Below are 17,610 nucleotides of genomic sequence, written 5' to 3' on the forward strand. Positions count from 1 at the left end.
TAGCTATTAGTATAATAATAAATTAGACGTTTCATTATAAGTAATTAAAATATCCATACAGTTCTATCTCATGTCACTCATATTAATAAACACAAAGAGAAATAGGTTATGGATAACCCAAGCTCCCCCTCATCTGTTCAATGGAATAAAGAACAAAAATTTGGTTTACAGGTTCAAGTTTATGATATGACAAGCCTTGACCAAAAGACTCCCGTTATTAGACAAGTCATCGCTGTTTCTAACTTAACCGATAATGCCGCATTATTAAAAACAAGGACAACACAAAGTAAATGGGTATATGAAGGAATAATTACCATTCCGAAGAATGGAAAGTATTCCTTTATGGTTGATAAACACAGCAGTGATTTATCTATTGAGATCAATCATAAAAAAATAAAATTAAGCACAGAGGAAATCACTAATGGCCTCTATTTTAATAATCTTAATGCCGGTGAACAGTATCCCATTAAATTTACAACAATTACCGATGGCTCAGTACCTCAATTTCGCTTTTATTGGGATACGGAGAATGGTTATGAGTATATTCCTGAGAACTTAATTCACCCTCCTACTCGGCATTCACATAATACCAAGATACAAGAAATCATTACTAATGAAGTGAAACAGAATAACTTGCAGCTTGGTTACTACAAAAAAGGAAGGGGTCGTATCGCCGTACTCCGTCATAACTCCACACTCATAAACGCTTTAATTAAAGAGGACCCAACAAAATCAGAAACAGGTAATACCGCTTTTCACCTACTCAGTTGGTTAGCAGATAAACAGCGTATACCCGGTGGAAACCAAAAAATTCATCTACTCAGTGCTGTCAGTATTGACGAGCTTTCAGGATTTCAATTCAAATCTAAACATGGACTTTTTGTCGACAGCTTTAATTCACCACATGATTGGCTAGAAGGTGACTCTAGAGCCGCTAATCAAATGGCTGACCCATTGCTACCTAGCGGACAGTGGCATCGACACTATGAAATTGTCATCCTACCTTCAAATGCAAATGACAAACAAGTTAAGCTCGCGCGTCATTATATGGCGCTCACGGGTGGAGGTGTTTTGATTCATCATAATGACGATATATCATCTAGCGAAGCTATACAGGAACTTATCCAAGAAATTCAACCAACGCAATATGAGCAAGAACAAGTCACTAGCCCAACTGCCGCTCACAGTAAACATGGATTACACTTAACAGTTAATGAATTAGACCCACTGACTAACACAACAACACCTGTTTTTAAAACGGTTATTCCTGCAAACTCATTACAAAATAACGCTCACCTTTTATTATCTCCACGTAAAACACCTACTCAATGGGTTTATGATGGGACTATAACTGCACCACGTGATGGTTTCCTAACACTTGCATTAGAAAAATACAGCCCCGGTTTACTACAGTCATATAAAGTTAATCATCAAGACGCATCTATTGATAAAAACCAACAATTAAATACTCTCAAGTTAGATAATCTTGAGGCTAATAAAAAATACCCTATTCAAATAATCATTACCAATAACGGAGACATTCCCAAATTCCAACTTATGTGGGATATTAACGGTAATACAGAGCAACTATCCAGCCAAGCACTTCACCACCATTTAACAGAAGTACCGTATCAAAAAGAGCGCATTCCTATTATTACTGAGCCTTCTATTTCTGAGGTTAGCTATCAGAAAGTTATTTCATTACCCTCACCTGCAATTAGCTCTCTCCATTTAACTGAAGACATGGTAACTCAAGCCGAATATTTTTCATTATCTCTAAAAATAGATAGCCATTCGGAACCATTTACATTAAATGATATTAGACTTTCGCCTCACAATTCATGGCAATCATTAGTCAGTGAAATAGAAAATAAAGTTAATCAAGAAATTGAGCCTTTATTCAACACGCATATTTCAGCTAAATTTAAAGATAATAACATCACGATTCAAGGAGATAATTTATCTATACTTCAACTGCAACTCAAAAAAAACAAAGTAATAAATTATGTACAAATAAAATCAGAATATTATAAAAAACATAAGTTCAAATCAATAAAAGAACATGGATATACCAAACATATTATTCATCTAAAACCTGAAAACTTAAATGAAATTACTCATTTTTCACTGGTATTAAAAGGCCAAGAAGCAGAACAAGTACAATTTATCAAAACAGAATTTAGAACACCTCACCTACGTGAAACACTCCCTGAGCAATTTGTCGAACGCTTACAAAATTATCTACAGTCACATGCACAAAGTAGTTCATTAGTAGTGAGTTATAATCATGGAAAGAAAGAGGAAGAGCAAAAATTATACATTACTGATCCCCTAAATAGGACTATCGAAGATCTTAATTTTGGCATTCAGCATCAAACCCTGCCATTTGTCATAGCAAATAATACAGAATCAGAGACAAATAAGCTCACCGTAGGCGCTGTCACCGATAAGTTACCATCGCATAAGGATATTATTGAATATCGGCTACTCGAAGCGCCGAAATTTGGTATTGTTACACTCAATAACCGAACAGGAGAGTGGCAATATCAACCCAAAAGTGATGAGCCATTTTCTGGCTCTGACCAATTCGACTTTGTTGCGATAACAGAAAATGGTCAAGAGTCTGCGCCAATGTCAATTCACATTCAATCTGACAGCCCGCCAATTGTAAGCTACCCCGGTAAACGAGTATTTACCATTCCAGATCCAATTTATCATGAACCAGCAAAGCGAAATTACAGTGTTCCTGATGATATGAAAATTCAAACAATTCAACTTGCTCAAACTCATTTACAAAGCCCTGATACACCTTATTTTGTACTAACCGCTAACCGATGGGCCTTATTAAAGGTAGACATTACTAGCCAATCCTCTGCAAGCGCACCTAATTTAACCGCTATTGTAATTGACAAAAATGATATGGAACTTGGCCGAATTCGCTTAACAGGTCCAGACAAACTGCCACAGAAATTACCTTCCATACCAAATATACCCTCAGTGGAAAGTAAAGAGGTTCATAAACATAGTTATACTGCACCATTGAAAGGTCACTGGGTACAACCCGATATTCGCATTCAACTAATAGCTGGTGATACACCAATAACTATGCCTTATACTGATAGGAATGGTTTTTTTGCTCCTAAAATTAGTGTCAGTAATGAAATGACTTCTCGTATTACTCACCATAGCCTTTACCAGCAAGGTCACGGTGTTTACGCCTATTCCCCACTCAGTTGGGGCATAGAAGCCGCAGCAAAATTACCAACAACTAAATTCACGCTGTATAGTTACCCAACAATTTCGCAAACAATGCCACTTGACCCTGCTATCACTCATCATTCAGCCCTGTTCATGCCAGCCTATGATAGAGTTAATGGATTTTATAATAATAGTACTGAACAGATCTCTTGGGGTTTTCACCGAAGCCATAAGAGCATCAGTGTCAATGGCCTTGATAGTGACTTTAATTACTATGCACTGACTCCGACAAATACCATTAACTTACTTGGCCTAGCTTGGGAGAATCAAGGTGCTGGTATTGCCCGTTCAGATGTAATGTGGCATGAGTTGTACGGACACGGGTTTGGTTTATACCATACCACTGACCCTAAAGCTTTTTATCCATTTGATGGTAAAACAAATGGCCAAAATATTGGCTATGATCAGCAAACTCAATCCTATATTACCTATCGATATACTGAGCTGCACAGTAAAGAAAGCAAGGAGGTCATGCCAGCTTTATATCCTTTCTTACAGAATCAAGGATATGACCATTTTAATGCCTTTACTCCACACTCTGATTTTTTTACTCAGCGCATTCAACAATTTTTAAGAAAAAAACTACGTTGGCAGCCTAACAACATTATCGATCACGATATTGAAGATAATAATTTTGCTGGAGAAGGTTATTATCAAAACTGGTCAGAAAAAAAACAAAAGTGGGTTACCCTTACTCATGATAATTTTTCTAGCATTTATCCTAATACACGGCATTATGAGCTCGCTCATCAACGAGATGTCCCTGTTTATTGGATACAAGCATTGATTATAACAACTCCTGATAATCAACCTCACCCTTACAGTACAATCAAGCCATTACGCACAATTGGCAACCTACCTGCTGAATATCACAACCTGAAAACAGGCGAAGGTCGCCCATATCATCACCATACACCCTATGCCTTGACCGTCACATACGCCACAAAGCAAGGTTTACTGACAGAAAGTTTGCAAGCGATCCCATATATAGAAACGATTAATTTAAATATTCCAGATAAAGGAGAACTCGTAAAAATCGAAATTGCCAAAATTGGTAAAAATAAACAAATTGGTGAATCAATTTATACTTATAAGAATTCAAATTCCCTAGCAAACCGCCTCTTTAGCAAATGGAAGAACAATTCGCCTCTAGAACAATTAGTTCTCGATAAGTATTGGAGTGGCAGTCAGTTATTTTGGTCTGCTACCGCCCCTGATTTAATTGATTTGAAAACAGGAAAAATAAACCTACACCGGCTCACTGAAAATAGTGCAATCTGTGCTGCTTGGATTGAAAATGGGCAACGACATCAACAATATTTTTCATTACACGACCCGTTAGGTGAATCTACCCAAGTCCGAACTACTCAGATATTTTCACCAATCAATCATACGAAATTACTGGAAAACAATAATATAGTACCTCAGGATTACTATACTGAATCAAATGTTCCATTACTTTCGGATGTACACATTAATCAAACTGTTGATATCACAGCATTACAATTACCTGAAAATATCTGTAATTATTGGGTCACTCTTACAGTGAAAGATAAACAAGGAAAACAACAAGAACAGAACCCTTTAGAACAATGGCAGATCACACGAAAAGGCAATAAGCTATCCATTATTGGTACTATCGACAGTACACCTGCACTAAAAATAAATAAAATAAAGATTTATATTGATGGGCACTTACAAGATAGAGTTGAACCATTCTCCATCACACTCTCTCAAAATTATACGTCAATAATCAGTGAAAACATGGAATTCTTAGACTATAACCATCCCGTCGTTTTCAACAAAATTGAAAATCAGCCGGAGTTATTTAGCACAATGGATAAAACCGATAGTCAAACGATAATGGGCAATAAAGCGTATATGCCAATAGTGTCATCAGCGGTCTCTTCTCCACTTCTAATAGTATAAAAGTCATCAGGCGGTAACCATACCGCCTGTATTTAAAAGCTAAACTGTACTTTCGGTTTGGTTCATTTTATGAGCCAAAGGCAACCAACACAGTAACACCATGATTGACATCAAAAACATTAATAAGCCTAAGCTAAATTGGCCATTTTGTGGCATATGGGATGAAATCCATGTTGCTATACCTGAGCCCACATTTTGCAAACCACCGACTAAAGCACCTGCCGCCCCAGCAAGATAAGGGAAAGGCTCCATTGCGCCAGTAGTCGCAAGCGGAAATAGCATACCCGCACCAAAGAAAAAGATGGCGGCAGGTATTAGCAATGTCCAAGTGTTCATCACACCGAACCAGCTTGGTATCCACATTAATATGCCAGCTAATAAGCAAATAATAACGGAATGCCACATTAGTGAATAAAAGCTTTTACCTTCACGTCCTGCATACCAAGCACCAAAAAAGGCAGCTGGAATTGGTAAAATAAATAAAATACTCACAGTAATACTGCTAAGCCCTAAAACGCCGCCCATTAAAACACCGCTACTGGCTTCAAAGACCGCAATTCCGGCTAATGCACCAATTAACATCGCTAAATAGGACAAAAATGGACCATTAGAAAGCAACTGAACATATGACGCGACCATTTTACGTTTTTCAGGGGAAACTGGGCGCGTTTCTGGTAACCAGTGATACATACTTAATAGCACTGATGCACCTAAGATAAACAGGAAGATATAGCAAGCATGCCATCCCCAAAAATGCGCCAATATTCCACCAAACATAGGGGCTAATAACGGGCTGACCAGTATGCCCATATTTAATAAGCTATTGGCATAACGCAATGCAGTACCTTTATACAGATCACGAGGCATGGTTCTTGCCATAACGCCAGCCACTCCCGTACCTAGCCCTTGTAAGCCACTGGCAATAGTCAACACCTCAAGTGTTGGTGAGAAAACTGCGATAACTGTTGATAACAGAAAAATGGTCAATCCTGCTAAAATTACGGGTTTGCGACCAATCTGATCTGAAAGTGGTCCATATAATAGCTGTGAAAAGCCATAAGAAAATAAATACGCAGCCATAACTTGCTGCACAGCACCCGAAGGTTCATTAAAATAAACTGCTATCTCAGCTATAACAGGGACATAAATAGTTTGAGTCATCTGCCCGACAGCAGCTAAAGCAATTAGCATCAACAACAGATTAAAATGTTCCAGTTTTCTCATTTTCTTCTCAAAAAAATAGTCAATTCTATGCACACACAAGCTCTGCATTATTAAAATTTAATAACACAGGGCGGAGTTTAAAAATTAAATACTGAATAATAAATTCTTGTTTCAAAGTTGGCATAAAAAGCAATGAAACATAAACCTTGTTCTAATGTGACTAAGATAACAAAAAATAATATTTTTTCGAGCCAGTACATCATTTTAGTTTATCTATGAATGGCAGCCACATTCGCCGCTTATGTCAACATAAGTGTACATTGACATTGCCAACTCTCTATTTCTAAGAATAAATCACTGAACCACATTATCGATAAGAACAAATAATGATCTGTTCTAGTATTAAATCCTAATAAGCACATCGCTATAGAAATAACAAAAGGTACATATTTATGGCTAATTGGGTTACTGGGAATGTTGTAGAAGCAAAGTTTTGGACAGAATCATTATTTAGTTTGGTGATCAATGCACCAATTAAACCGTTTACTGCAGGACAATATGCCAAGCTCGCACTTGAAATTGATGGAGAACGTATTCAGCGTGCATATTCTTACGTCAATGCACCGAGTGATAATCAACTCGAGTTCTATTTTGTTATTGTTCCCAATGGAAAATTGAGTCCAAAACTTGCACAACTACAACCTGGTGACGAATTACAAATAACCGATGAAGCAACAGGATTTTTTGTCTTAGATGAAATACCTGAATGTCAAAACCTCTGGATGCTATCTACAGGGACGGCAATCGGGCCATTTCTTTCGATATTACAAGAAGGCAAAGGACTAGAACGTTTTAAAAACATAGTGTTACTTCATGCAGTTCGCTACCACAGAGATCTTAGCTATTTGCCACTGATGAAGAAGCTAGAACAGCAATATCAAGGGAAACTGCAAATCGTCACCGTTGTCAGTCGTGAACATGCCGAAGGCTCATTACAGGGTCGAGTACCTACATTAATCGAAAATCATGCGCTTGAAGAGGCTGTCGGTATACCACTAAGTCCTGATACCTGCCATGTGATGTTGTGTGGTAATCCTGAAATGGTACGAGATACGCGCGATATGCTGAAAAATAGCCATGGAATGGTTAAACATTTACGCCGCAAACCAGGTCATATTTCTAGCGAGCAATATTGGTAAACTTTAAAACTCAAAATAATAATATGATTTTACCGCTTCTTTACCTGTTTTAAATACTTCAAACTGAGGAAGCGGATATTTTATCTAAAATATGGGCAATAACTCGTATAACCTTAAAATGAAAAAAACCAATAATGATGTCATTGCACCTAATCCTGATACAATAAGAGCATCCAAAGAATGAGTGAAGAAAAATGACGCAACCGATATTTCGTTCAATTCAAATTATCATCGCTATTTATGCACTTAGTTTGTCCCAAACGGCATTAGCCCAAAAAGTTCCCACCTTACCGGACACTGACTTTGAAGTGGCTTATTTAGCACCTGATGCGCCTTCATTTGATCTCACAATCCCTCAGCTGCGTACTCAGTTTAATCAACATAATCCAGATTTGTATCTACATGAATATAAAGTAATTGCGAGTCAGGATATTTCAGCACCCTATATTCGTGCAGCATCCCGTATTAACCAACAAATATATTCATCTGCTGTTTTAGAGCGGGGTAGTGAAAAAATAAAGAGCCTACAAATCACCCTGCTCCCAAGCTCTAACGAAAAAGAATCCCAAGAAAGCCAGCAGCTGATGGAACGCTATATTATTGCCTTTATTAATCAATTTGATCCTAATGCTTCTTTGGATAAAGCACCTGAATTAACCGCTGCACTCACTAAATTCATGACCGATAAAAACCCAAATCGAGCTGAAGAAGCCAGATTGGGCACTTTGCGCTATATTTTAGTAAAAAGTGATAATAATGTGCTTACTTTTGCTGTTGAACCGATTAAGCTAGAGCAACAAGCACCCTAAACTGATAATGATCACAATGCTTAGGACATGCATGATGAAAAGCAAAGCTATTCCTAAGTATTGTTTTTATAATGCCTATAATTATCTTACTTAGAAATATCTGATTACTATCATTATCTAACAATCAGATATCTTAAATAAGTTAGGATATGCAGTGATGGTGAAAAAATTTGTCTTATTATGCGAAAAACAACAACTGCATAATATATAACTTACTGATTAATCATTTAAATCTCAGGTTGGAGGAAACAACATGCGACATCCTTTAGTAATGGGTAACTGGAAACTAAACGGCAGCACCCAAATGGTCATTGATCTAATCGCAGGCCTGCGCAAAGAACTTAGCAGTGTTGATGGTTGTGATGTAGCAATTGCACCACCAACTATCTACTTAAACCAAGCAAAACACGCCGTTGCTGGTAGCCGTATTGTATTAGGTGCACAAAACGTAGATGTGAACTTATCAGGTGCATTTACTGGCGAAACGTCAGCTGAAATGCTTAAAGATATTGGTGCTAAATATATCATTATTGGTCACTCCGAACGTCGTACCTACCATAATGAAAGCGATGAATTCGTTGCTAAAAAATTCGCGGTATTAAAAGAACAAGGTTTGATTCCTGTGCTGTGTATCGGTGAAACTGAAGCTGAAAACGAAGCAGGCAAAACTGAAGAAGTTTGTTCTCGCCAAATCGATGCTGTCCTAAATTTATTAGGTGCTGAAGCATTCCAAGGTGCAGTTATCGCTTATGAACCAATCTGGGCTATCGGTACAGGTAAATCAGCAACCCCAGCACAAGCTCAAGCTATCCATAAATTTATTCGTACTCATATTGCGAAAAAAGATGCGGCAGTTGCAGAACAAGTCATCATTCAATATGGTGGTTCAGTTAATGCAAGTAACGCTGCTGAGCTATTCACTCAGCCTGATATCGATGGCGCTTTAGTCGGTGGCGCATCATTGAAAGCAGATGCTTTCGCCGTGATTGTCAAAGCAGCCGCTGAAGCAAAAAAAGCAAAATAATTGCTTAGATAACACGCATCAACAATTAGCCGTCAGTCATGGCGGTTAATTGTTTAATTAATACCATTAAAAACCAACCTAATTATTATCTATTTCAATCTAATATTAAGTAAAATCAAATAATTAAAATAAAAAACAGTCAAAGATACTCATAAATAAAATACCAATCCTTATCACAAAAATGAAAATAATTAGATGTAAATTATTCTCTATTCTTATCCTCTATTCCTAGCAAAATTTAATTTTAATTCACCAATATAGTTGTTTTTAATTTCTATTATTTCCTAAATTATTCCTGTTCTACCTATAGACAAGAATTGTGGACATCATTTAAGGCTTAACATTAAATCGATGTTGAAAACATTCAACACAGACAACCTTTAATAACAATCAATGATGATTAACTCAGTATTTTAACAAGGATGATTATGAAATATATAAAGAGTCTCATTTTAGCTATCATTACCCTCTTTCCCCCCATCACTATCTCTCAATTGAATAACGATTTTTGGCGAATAAACACCGATACCTATATCGAGATTGAAGAATACCAAGGACAACGAGACGCCTTTAAGAATAAAGTTTTCGATAAAGTCAGTATGATTGGTGAGTTAAACCTTAGAAATCCTGAATCTAATTGGCGATTCGCACTTGAACACCGAGAGTCCCTTAGAAATTACGGCCGCAATTTTTCAATGTCTCGAGGATCTTATATTCGTAACCGCACACAATTCGGTAGCACATATCAATTAGTCCAAAATGAGACGTCACAACTTAGCCTCAATTTCACTTATCGAAAAGAATCTAATGATTCCTCCCCAAATACCTTAGCTCATTACTCTCATAGCTTATATTGGTTGATGCCAGCAGCAAGTTATCAATTTAATGAAAAATGGTCTTTGGATTTTTGGACTGCTTTTTATTATTACAGTAATTATCACCGTTCAAATAATCACGAATGGGAAGCCCAATATAGTATTGTTTATCAATACGCTCCTAAAATAAGGGGAATACTCTCGTTATACCATGACAGAGTTTGGGCGAGCGGTTTCACAAATACTTTTTCACAAGACCAAATTCGCGGCGAACTTCCAATTACCATTAATCAAAATTGGCGTATTTTTCCTTATTTTCGCTACTACTTAAGCGAGCATGCCTATAACAGTACGCAAGTTCTCACTCAAAAAATCAAAAAGGGTTATCGATTAGGTGCAAAAATCGAATACAACATCACACCTAAATTAATACTATGGAGTGGTTTTGCCATTGAACCCACAAATTGGCAATATGCGAAATATAATAAAATAACCTCAGGAAATAATAATAAACAAACCTATTACCTCAGCCAACTCGGTGTGCAATATCAATGGCAATAAATAAATGATTTATCATTTTCTTAATTTAAGATAAAAAACAAGTCACATGGCCACTAAATGTGACTTTCGTATTTATCACTATTTTCATCTGTTTTATATGACACAAAAATCACTCTTAGTTATTTCAGCAGTATAAAAACAAAAGTTTAATCCTTTAATTAGACGAATAATTTATTCAACTATTTATTCAGCGGAGATCACATAATAAGATAATTCCAAAGTGAAATTATTCCATATATAAATCAATTATTCACTTATATAATTATCATATAAATCAATCAAATAATTAAGTCATCATAATTCATCAGACTAGGTTCTATTCTTATAAATCTCAATTTGAGAATAACTTTAACTGTGATTTATCTCACATCATAAATAATAGCGGCTACTTATTATCCATCGAAAAATAACTAAGGAATAATAAAATGAAAAAACTCGCCTTACTTTCTGCCTGTATTTTTAGTGCGATGTCGATAGCAGAACCGATGACGCAAGCACAGTTGGATGATTTATGGAAAGATAAACAAAAATCAGCTGAAGAAATTGTGAAAAACATGTCTGAGGCTGAAAAAATTGGCCAACTATTCATGTTAGATTTCAGATATTGGAATAAAGATAAGAATGGTGAACCCGTACCATTCCTAGCAATGAATGATGAAGTATCTAATGTTATCAATCAGTACCATTTAGGATCAGTAATCCTATTTCGTGAAAATCTCATTGATACGCCACAGACGGTCGATTTAATCAATAAGCTCCAATCTTCTCGTAGTAACCTTCCGTTATTCATTGGTACTGACCAAGAAGGGGGCTATGTCACACGCCTTCGCGTTGGAACTGAAATGCCCGGTAATATGGCGCTAGGCGCAACACGTAACCCCGCACTGGCAGAGTTAACCGGTATGATCCACGGATACGAGCTGTCAAGTCTAGGCTTCAATATCAACTTCGGCCCAGTTGTTGATGTAAATAACAACCAAAATAATCCTGTTATTGGCGTACGTTCATATTCCGATAACAAATCTTTAGTGGAACAGCTATCAGTCAATTACATCAAAGGTATTCATAAATACAATTTATTGACGTCATTAAAACATTTCCCAGGACATGGAAATGTCTCTTCCGACTCACATGTTGACTTACCGGTTGTCAACTCTGATGCAAAAACCTGGCGTTCAACCGAGTTACCACCATTTAAATATGCTTTGGCCCATGGTGCTGATGCGGTCATGACTGCGCATATTATTGTTCCAGCCCTTGATAACCATAAAATCAAAACACTTACCGGTAAAGAAGTCGGCACGCCCGCCACGCTTTCAAAACCTATTTTGCATGATATTTTACGCGAAGAACTCAAATACGATGGTTTGATTGTTACCGATGCCATGGATATGGGTGCCATTGCCGATAATTTTGATATGAACTGGGCTGTCGAAACCTCTTTGCTTGCTGGCTCTGATATTGTCCTTATGCCAATAAAAATGTGGGATAGCGCAGCGGTAACACGCCTTGATAACATGTATCGCCACCTAGAAGAACAAGCTGAAAAAAATCCTGAGCTGAAAAAACGCATTGATGAATCGGCAAAACGAGTGGTATTGAAAAAACTTCAGCAAGAAATTACGGCTCAGCCTATTGATTTAAATACCGCACAACAAGTTGTTGCCTCAAAAAGTCATAAAGATCTCGAAAATATGGTTTCGGAGCAAGCGGTTACACTGATTAAAAATGAAAAAGTACTGCCTTACCAATTGAAATCACAAAATAATATTTTAGTTATTTCAGATGAAAGCCCACGTAATACATTAATTCAGAAACATCTAAACGATATTGCTAACGAAACTAACGTCAATATTCAAAGTAGTGAACTCGTTGTAAAACTGAACGAAAACACGCTGACTAAAAGTGATGTAAAAAAATTAGTCAAAGGCCAAGATTTAATCCTACTGACGACTTATAACCTCAAAGATACACCCGCAAATGCGCAACTCATTATTGACGAAGCGAATGCGAGTAAAACACCATTAGTGGTTATTTCATCACGCAATCCGTATGACATTGCTTATTTGAACGACGTAAAAGCCAATATTGCCATCTATGGTATTACAGGTTTTGATGTCACGAATAACAATCGTAACTCACTGGAAACTAATATTCGCAGCGGCTTACGCACTTTATTTGCTGATAACAACGCACAACCACTCAATCCACCAAAAGGATTGCTTCCGGTTAATATCAAAAACCCTAAAAGCGACAAAATATTGTTCCCTTATGGCCACGGTGAAACATACAACACCGCCCAGTAATTCTTCAACGCTCTACATTAATAATACGTACTCATAAAAATAAGCATTAATCAGCCTTTATACCTCAACCGGTATAAAGGACTGGTTCTGACATCCTTAAAAAAGATGTCTCATAAAAATAAATGTATATAAGTAATTAAAATTAAAGGGTTATTATGAAAACTTCACTGAATGGTTTACTTTTCCTCACTGCTACTGGGCTTGCGACATCTGCTTTTGCTGCGGACCAAGTCAATAATGACTACTGGCGTATTTCGTCTAACGTCTATATGGAATTAGAAAAATTCGAAGGCCACCACAACTCTAAAGATCGTAAGGTTTATGATAAAACCACCATGATTGGACAACTATTTTTATCCAATCCTGAATCTAAATGGAGTTTCTTCCTTGAACATAAAGAATCATTGAGAAGCTACAACCATAATTTTTCAACGTCGAAAGATTCATTTATTCGTAACCGTACCCAAATTGGGGCAACACGCAAAATGTATTCAAGTGACCTTGGGCAATTTAATCTTAACGTGACTTACCGTAAAGAATCCAATGACTCTGCACCTGGAACTCAAGCGCGTCCATCAAATACACTCTTTTGGCTAATGCCTAGCGGTACTTATAATTTTAATGATAAATGGGCCTTTAACTTCTGGGATGCATTCTATCATTATGACAATTTTCATGCCGCAAACAGCTACGAATGGGAATCTGAGCACGGTATAGTGTATAAAGTAAATGATTCAGCAACAGCTAAATTATATATGTATACCGACTGGACTTGGGATAAAGACTTTAATAAGACATGGGAACAAAACCAAATTCGTGGTTACTTTCCAATTACCCTCAATCAAGATTGGAGTGTAATGCCTTATTTCCGCTACTACTTAAATGAGCACAACTACGACAGTAACCAACGCACAACACAAAAAGTAAAAGACGGTTACCGCGTAGGAACTCAAGTATTCTATAACCTAACACCAAAACTCACACTGTGGGGCGGATTTGCGGTTGAGCCAAGTACTTGGGAAAATCCAAAAAATGCAGGTATCACGTCTGGTAGCAATAACCGTCAAACTTTCTATCTCGGACAGTTAGGTGTGAAATACACTTGGCAATAAAAAATAATTATGCCACGGCCTAATTTAAAGTAATCACGAAGTCACACTACAGTCTGTATATTCTGGTGTGACTTTTATATTTATTAGATTTTAAAAATAACATGACTAAATTGTAATAGAGCTGTCAGGCTATTTTATAAATCCTTTTATAGAATAAATGCAAATCGAATGCATTATCAAACAGTTATTATAAAAGGACATATCAACATGAATTTTAAAAAACATCTACTCTCTGCCATTATATTATCAGCCGTCACTGTTCCCGCTCTCGCCCTAGCAGCAGATAGCTTAAGCGTTCACATATTAAACCAACAAACAGGGAAACCAGCCCCCGGTGTTGAAGTTACGTTAGAACAGAAACAAGCTAATAATTGGAAAATTCTAAATTCTGAAAAAACAGATCAAGATGGCCGAGTAAAAAAATTATGGCCTGATAATGTAAAAACTGAAATCGGCGATTATAGAGTCACGTTCAAAACAGGAAAATATTTTGCTGACAATAATCAAAGTAGCTTTTTCCCAGAAATTCCAGTTGAATTTAATATTAGCGATCCTGAGCAGCACTACCATATTCCATTATTACTAAGCCAATATGGATATTCGACTTATCGAGGTAGTTAATCTCATTAACAGGCAATAAATTCGTAAAACAGCGCCCAACCGATCCCTCTCCGGTGAGGCGCTATCCAACCAACAAATACTCTAAACAAAACTCAGTAATACTCTAAATAATTCGAATTACAGCTAGGCGGCTAGTGAGCTAACCTTTAGGAGCATACATAAGTATGTGACTAAAGTTAGCGAATGAAGCCAACAACGCTGTAACTCGAAGTATGACGAGTATTCGAGATTAACGACGAATAATATCGTCAAACACTCCCCCATTCGCAAAATGCGTTTTCTGGGCTTCTGTCCAACCACCAAAGTTTTTATCAATAGTCAGCAATGCTAGCTGTGGGAATTGATGTTGATACTTTGCCGCAATGGCTGGATTACGCGGTCGATAAAAGTTTTTAGCCGCAATTTCTTGCCCGTCTGCTGAATATAAGTATTTAAGATAGGCTTTTGCGACCTCTCGGTGATCACGTTTATCGACCGTTTTATCCACTATTGCTACTGATGGCTCCGCTAAAATTGAAATACTTGGAGTCACAATTTCAAATTCATCTTTCGTATCTAACTGACTCGTTGCTAACAACGCTTCATTTTCCCAAGCAATTAAAACATCGCCGATACCACGCTCAACAAAGCTATTCGTCGCACCACGAGCTCCTGAGTCGAGAACTTCCACATTTTGATAAAGCTCTTTCACAAACTGTTTTGTTTTTTCAGTGTCTTGGTTATTTTTATCTAATGCATAACCCCAAGCGGCTAAATAATTCCAACGTGCACCCCCTGATGTTTTCGGATTTGGCGTCACGACAGAAACATCTTTACGAATTAAATCATCCCAATCGCGGATATTTTTAGGGTTACCTTTACGTACTAGAAATACAATTGTTGAAGTGTAAGGTGCTGAATTATCGCTTAACTTACTTCTCCAATCTCGTTCTATTCGGCCACTCTTAGCGATAGCATCTACGTCATAAGCTAATGCTAATGTGACCACATCAGCTTCTAACCCATTAATCACTGAAGTTGCTTGTTTACCGGAACCACCATGAGATTGGCGCACAGTAACTGTATCGCCAGTTTTTGCTTTCCAGTATTCACTAAAGGCTTGATTATATTGCTGATAAAACTCTCGCGTCGGATCATATGACACATTTAATAACTGAATATCCTTCGCCCATGCACTTGTTGCCAAAACCATTGCGGTGAGTATGAATAGTAATGCGGTGGTTAATTGAAATTTTTTCATCTGCCATAAATGTACCATTGTGCCATCCCTCATCGAATTAATTACAAGGTCAGGCTGACAGATAGTATCGATAACGGGAAATAATTAAAAAGTTAAACTTATGCATTTGGGGAATATATGAACACATAAAGGAGGCAAATAAGTTTGAACCGAAGAGCGATATGAATATAAAAATGATTTGAAGATAGACTAAAACATTCGAACTACAGCAAGGCGGCGTATGAAGCCAACAATGCTATAGCTCGAAGTACATAAAACTGATTTGCAATAACAGAGGCAAAAATTAGTACAGTTTTTTCGCTGTATCGAACCAATCTTTCTTAAAGACGCGTTTCATGTTCATAACGGCATCAATAATATCATGGTGAATTAATTTTTCATTTTGGATACCGACACAACGGCCACCATAGCCTTCAAGTAGCAATTGGATTGAATAAGCCCCCATACGCGAAGCCAATATACGGTCATAAGCAACCGGCGAACCACCGCGTTGAATGTGGCCTAACACGGTAGCACGGGTTTCATGGCGGGTTTGCTCTTCAATATATCTTGCCAATTCTGCAACATCACAAACATGCTCAGTAATCGCAACAATGGCGTGGCGTTTACCTTTTTCAATACCGCGTTTAATTTCTGACAGCAGCTCTTCACGATCAAACGCCATTTCTTGCTCTGGCAAAACTAAGAACTCACAGCCACCCGCAATTGCCGCAGATAGGGTCAAATCACCACAATAACGCCCCATCACTTCAACGATTGAAATACGTTTGTGAGAAGTTGAGGTATCACGCAAACGGTCAATCGCTTCAACAACCGTTTCTAATGCCGTGAAATAACCAATGGTATAGTCTGTTCCCGCCACATCGTTATCAATAGTGCCCGGCAAACCTACACATGGAAAACCTGCTTCTGTTAGTGCTTTAGCTCCTAAATAAGAACCATCACCACCAATAACCACCAGCGCATCAATATGATTTTTCTTCAAGTTATCAACGGCAATGGCGCGAACTTTTTCATCACGGAATTGCGGGAAACGAGCAGATCCTAAGAAAGTACCACCGCGGTTAATCATATCCGACACACTGTATCGGTCTAATTGCTTCATACGGTTTTCATATAAGCCTAGGTATCCATCGTAAATACCCATGACTTCTAAGCCTTCACCTAGTGCAGCACGTACAACACCACGAATTGCAGCGTTCATACCTGGTGCATCACCACCACTCGTTAAAACCCCGATTCTTTTAATCTGTTTGACCATGATGACCTCTGATTAATGAATATAAATTGCAAATCTATAAAAAGGATACGACTTACTCAGTTATTCTAAACTTAATCCTATTGTAAATCGCCAAAGCTGAATTGATTCACCTACTGACATAATACGGTAAAGACAGGATTATGCATCTGCTTTCAATCAAGATTTTCAGCTTTATACTCAAAATAATTCAAAGTACATATAAACAGCAAGCGAAGATATCCCGACAAACAGACAAAATTATGTATTCAATAACATAATACTAGCTCATGAACCCATGACTTGGAAAATAATGCGTTAAAACAATCCCCTTA

At 37.4% G+C, this 17,610-nt stretch carries 11 protein-coding genes; 8 read left to right on the forward strand and 3 right to left on the reverse strand.

Translation table 11 applies throughout. The features are described from left to right. Window positions 1–108 precede the first annotated feature (108 nt). Complete coding sequence (locus AAZR93_RS16510) at window positions 109–5,187, forward strand: hypothetical protein (RefSeq protein ID WP_434720445.1); 5,079 nt, start codon at window positions 109–111, stop codon at window positions 5,185–5,187. 39 nt (window positions 5,188–5,226) lie between these two features. On the opposite strand, the gene emrD is transcribed toward AAZR93_RS16510, so the two are convergent. Continuing rightward, window positions 5,227–6,411 (reverse strand): multidrug efflux MFS transporter EmrD, encoded by a 1,185-nt coding sequence (emrD, locus tag AAZR93_RS16515; protein WP_294105156.1) that lies wholly within the window; start codon window positions 6,409–6,411, stop codon window positions 5,227–5,229. A 392-nt stretch (window positions 6,412–6,803) separates the two neighbouring features. Between emrD and fpr the strand changes: the two genes are divergently transcribed. The 7 genes from fpr to uraH all read left to right on the forward strand — a co-directional run bounded on the left by fpr (window position 6,804) and on the right by uraH (window position 14,798). Further along, window positions 6,804–7,550 (forward strand): ferredoxin--NADP(+) reductase, encoded by a 747-nt coding sequence (gene fpr, locus AAZR93_RS16520; protein WP_434720446.1) that lies wholly within the window; start codon window positions 6,804–6,806, stop codon window positions 7,548–7,550. Between the two features lie 194 nt (window positions 7,551–7,744). Continuing rightward, complete coding sequence (locus tag AAZR93_RS16525; protein WP_434720447.1) at window positions 7,745–8,359, forward strand: DUF1454 family protein; 615 nt, start codon at window positions 7,745–7,747, stop codon at window positions 8,357–8,359. A 253-nt stretch (window positions 8,360–8,612) separates the two neighbouring features. Then, the gene (gene tpiA / locus AAZR93_RS16530; protein ID WP_434720448.1) at window positions 8,613–9,383 is read left to right on the forward strand and encodes a triose-phosphate isomerase; all 771 of its coding nucleotides are present in this window, start codon (window positions 8,613–8,615) and stop codon (window positions 9,381–9,383) included. Window positions 9,384–9,811: 428 nt separating this feature from the next. Beyond that, complete coding sequence (locus AAZR93_RS16535; protein ID WP_434720449.1) at window positions 9,812–10,759, forward strand: OmpG family monomeric porin; 948 nt, start codon at window positions 9,812–9,814, stop codon at window positions 10,757–10,759. A 425-nt stretch (window positions 10,760–11,184) separates the two neighbouring features. Then, window positions 11,185–13,065, forward strand: coding sequence for a glycoside hydrolase family 3 protein (locus AAZR93_RS16540; protein ID WP_434720450.1), 1,881 nt, complete (start codon window positions 11,185–11,187; stop codon window positions 13,063–13,065). A 155-nt stretch (window positions 13,066–13,220) separates the two neighbouring features. Next, window positions 13,221–14,177: a hypothetical protein gene (locus AAZR93_RS16545; RefSeq protein WP_294105135.1), complete on the forward strand. Its 957-nt coding sequence runs from the start codon at window positions 13,221–13,223 to the stop codon at window positions 14,175–14,177. A 207-nt stretch (window positions 14,178–14,384) separates the two neighbouring features. Continuing rightward, window positions 14,385–14,798: a hydroxyisourate hydrolase gene (gene uraH / locus AAZR93_RS16550; protein WP_434720451.1), complete on the forward strand. Its 414-nt coding sequence runs from the start codon at window positions 14,385–14,387 to the stop codon at window positions 14,796–14,798. Between the two features lie 229 nt (window positions 14,799–15,027). Here the strand turns inward: uraH and AAZR93_RS16555 are convergent, their stop codons facing one another. Together AAZR93_RS16555 and pfkA are read right to left on the reverse strand one after the other, a co-directional pair. After that, complete coding sequence (locus AAZR93_RS16555; RefSeq protein WP_294105130.1) at window positions 15,028–16,038, reverse strand: sulfate ABC transporter substrate-binding protein; 1,011 nt, start codon at window positions 16,036–16,038, stop codon at window positions 15,028–15,030. Between the two features lie 283 nt (window positions 16,039–16,321). Next, complete coding sequence (pfkA, locus tag AAZR93_RS16560; protein ID WP_294105128.1) at window positions 16,322–17,299, reverse strand: 6-phosphofructokinase; 978 nt, start codon at window positions 17,297–17,299, stop codon at window positions 16,322–16,324. Window positions 17,300–17,610: the final 311 nt, after the last annotated feature.

This window comes from Providencia sp. Je.9.19, assembly GCF_051129765.1.
In the GTDB taxonomy this organism is placed as follows: domain Bacteria; phylum Pseudomonadota; class Gammaproteobacteria; order Enterobacterales; family Enterobacteriaceae; genus Providencia.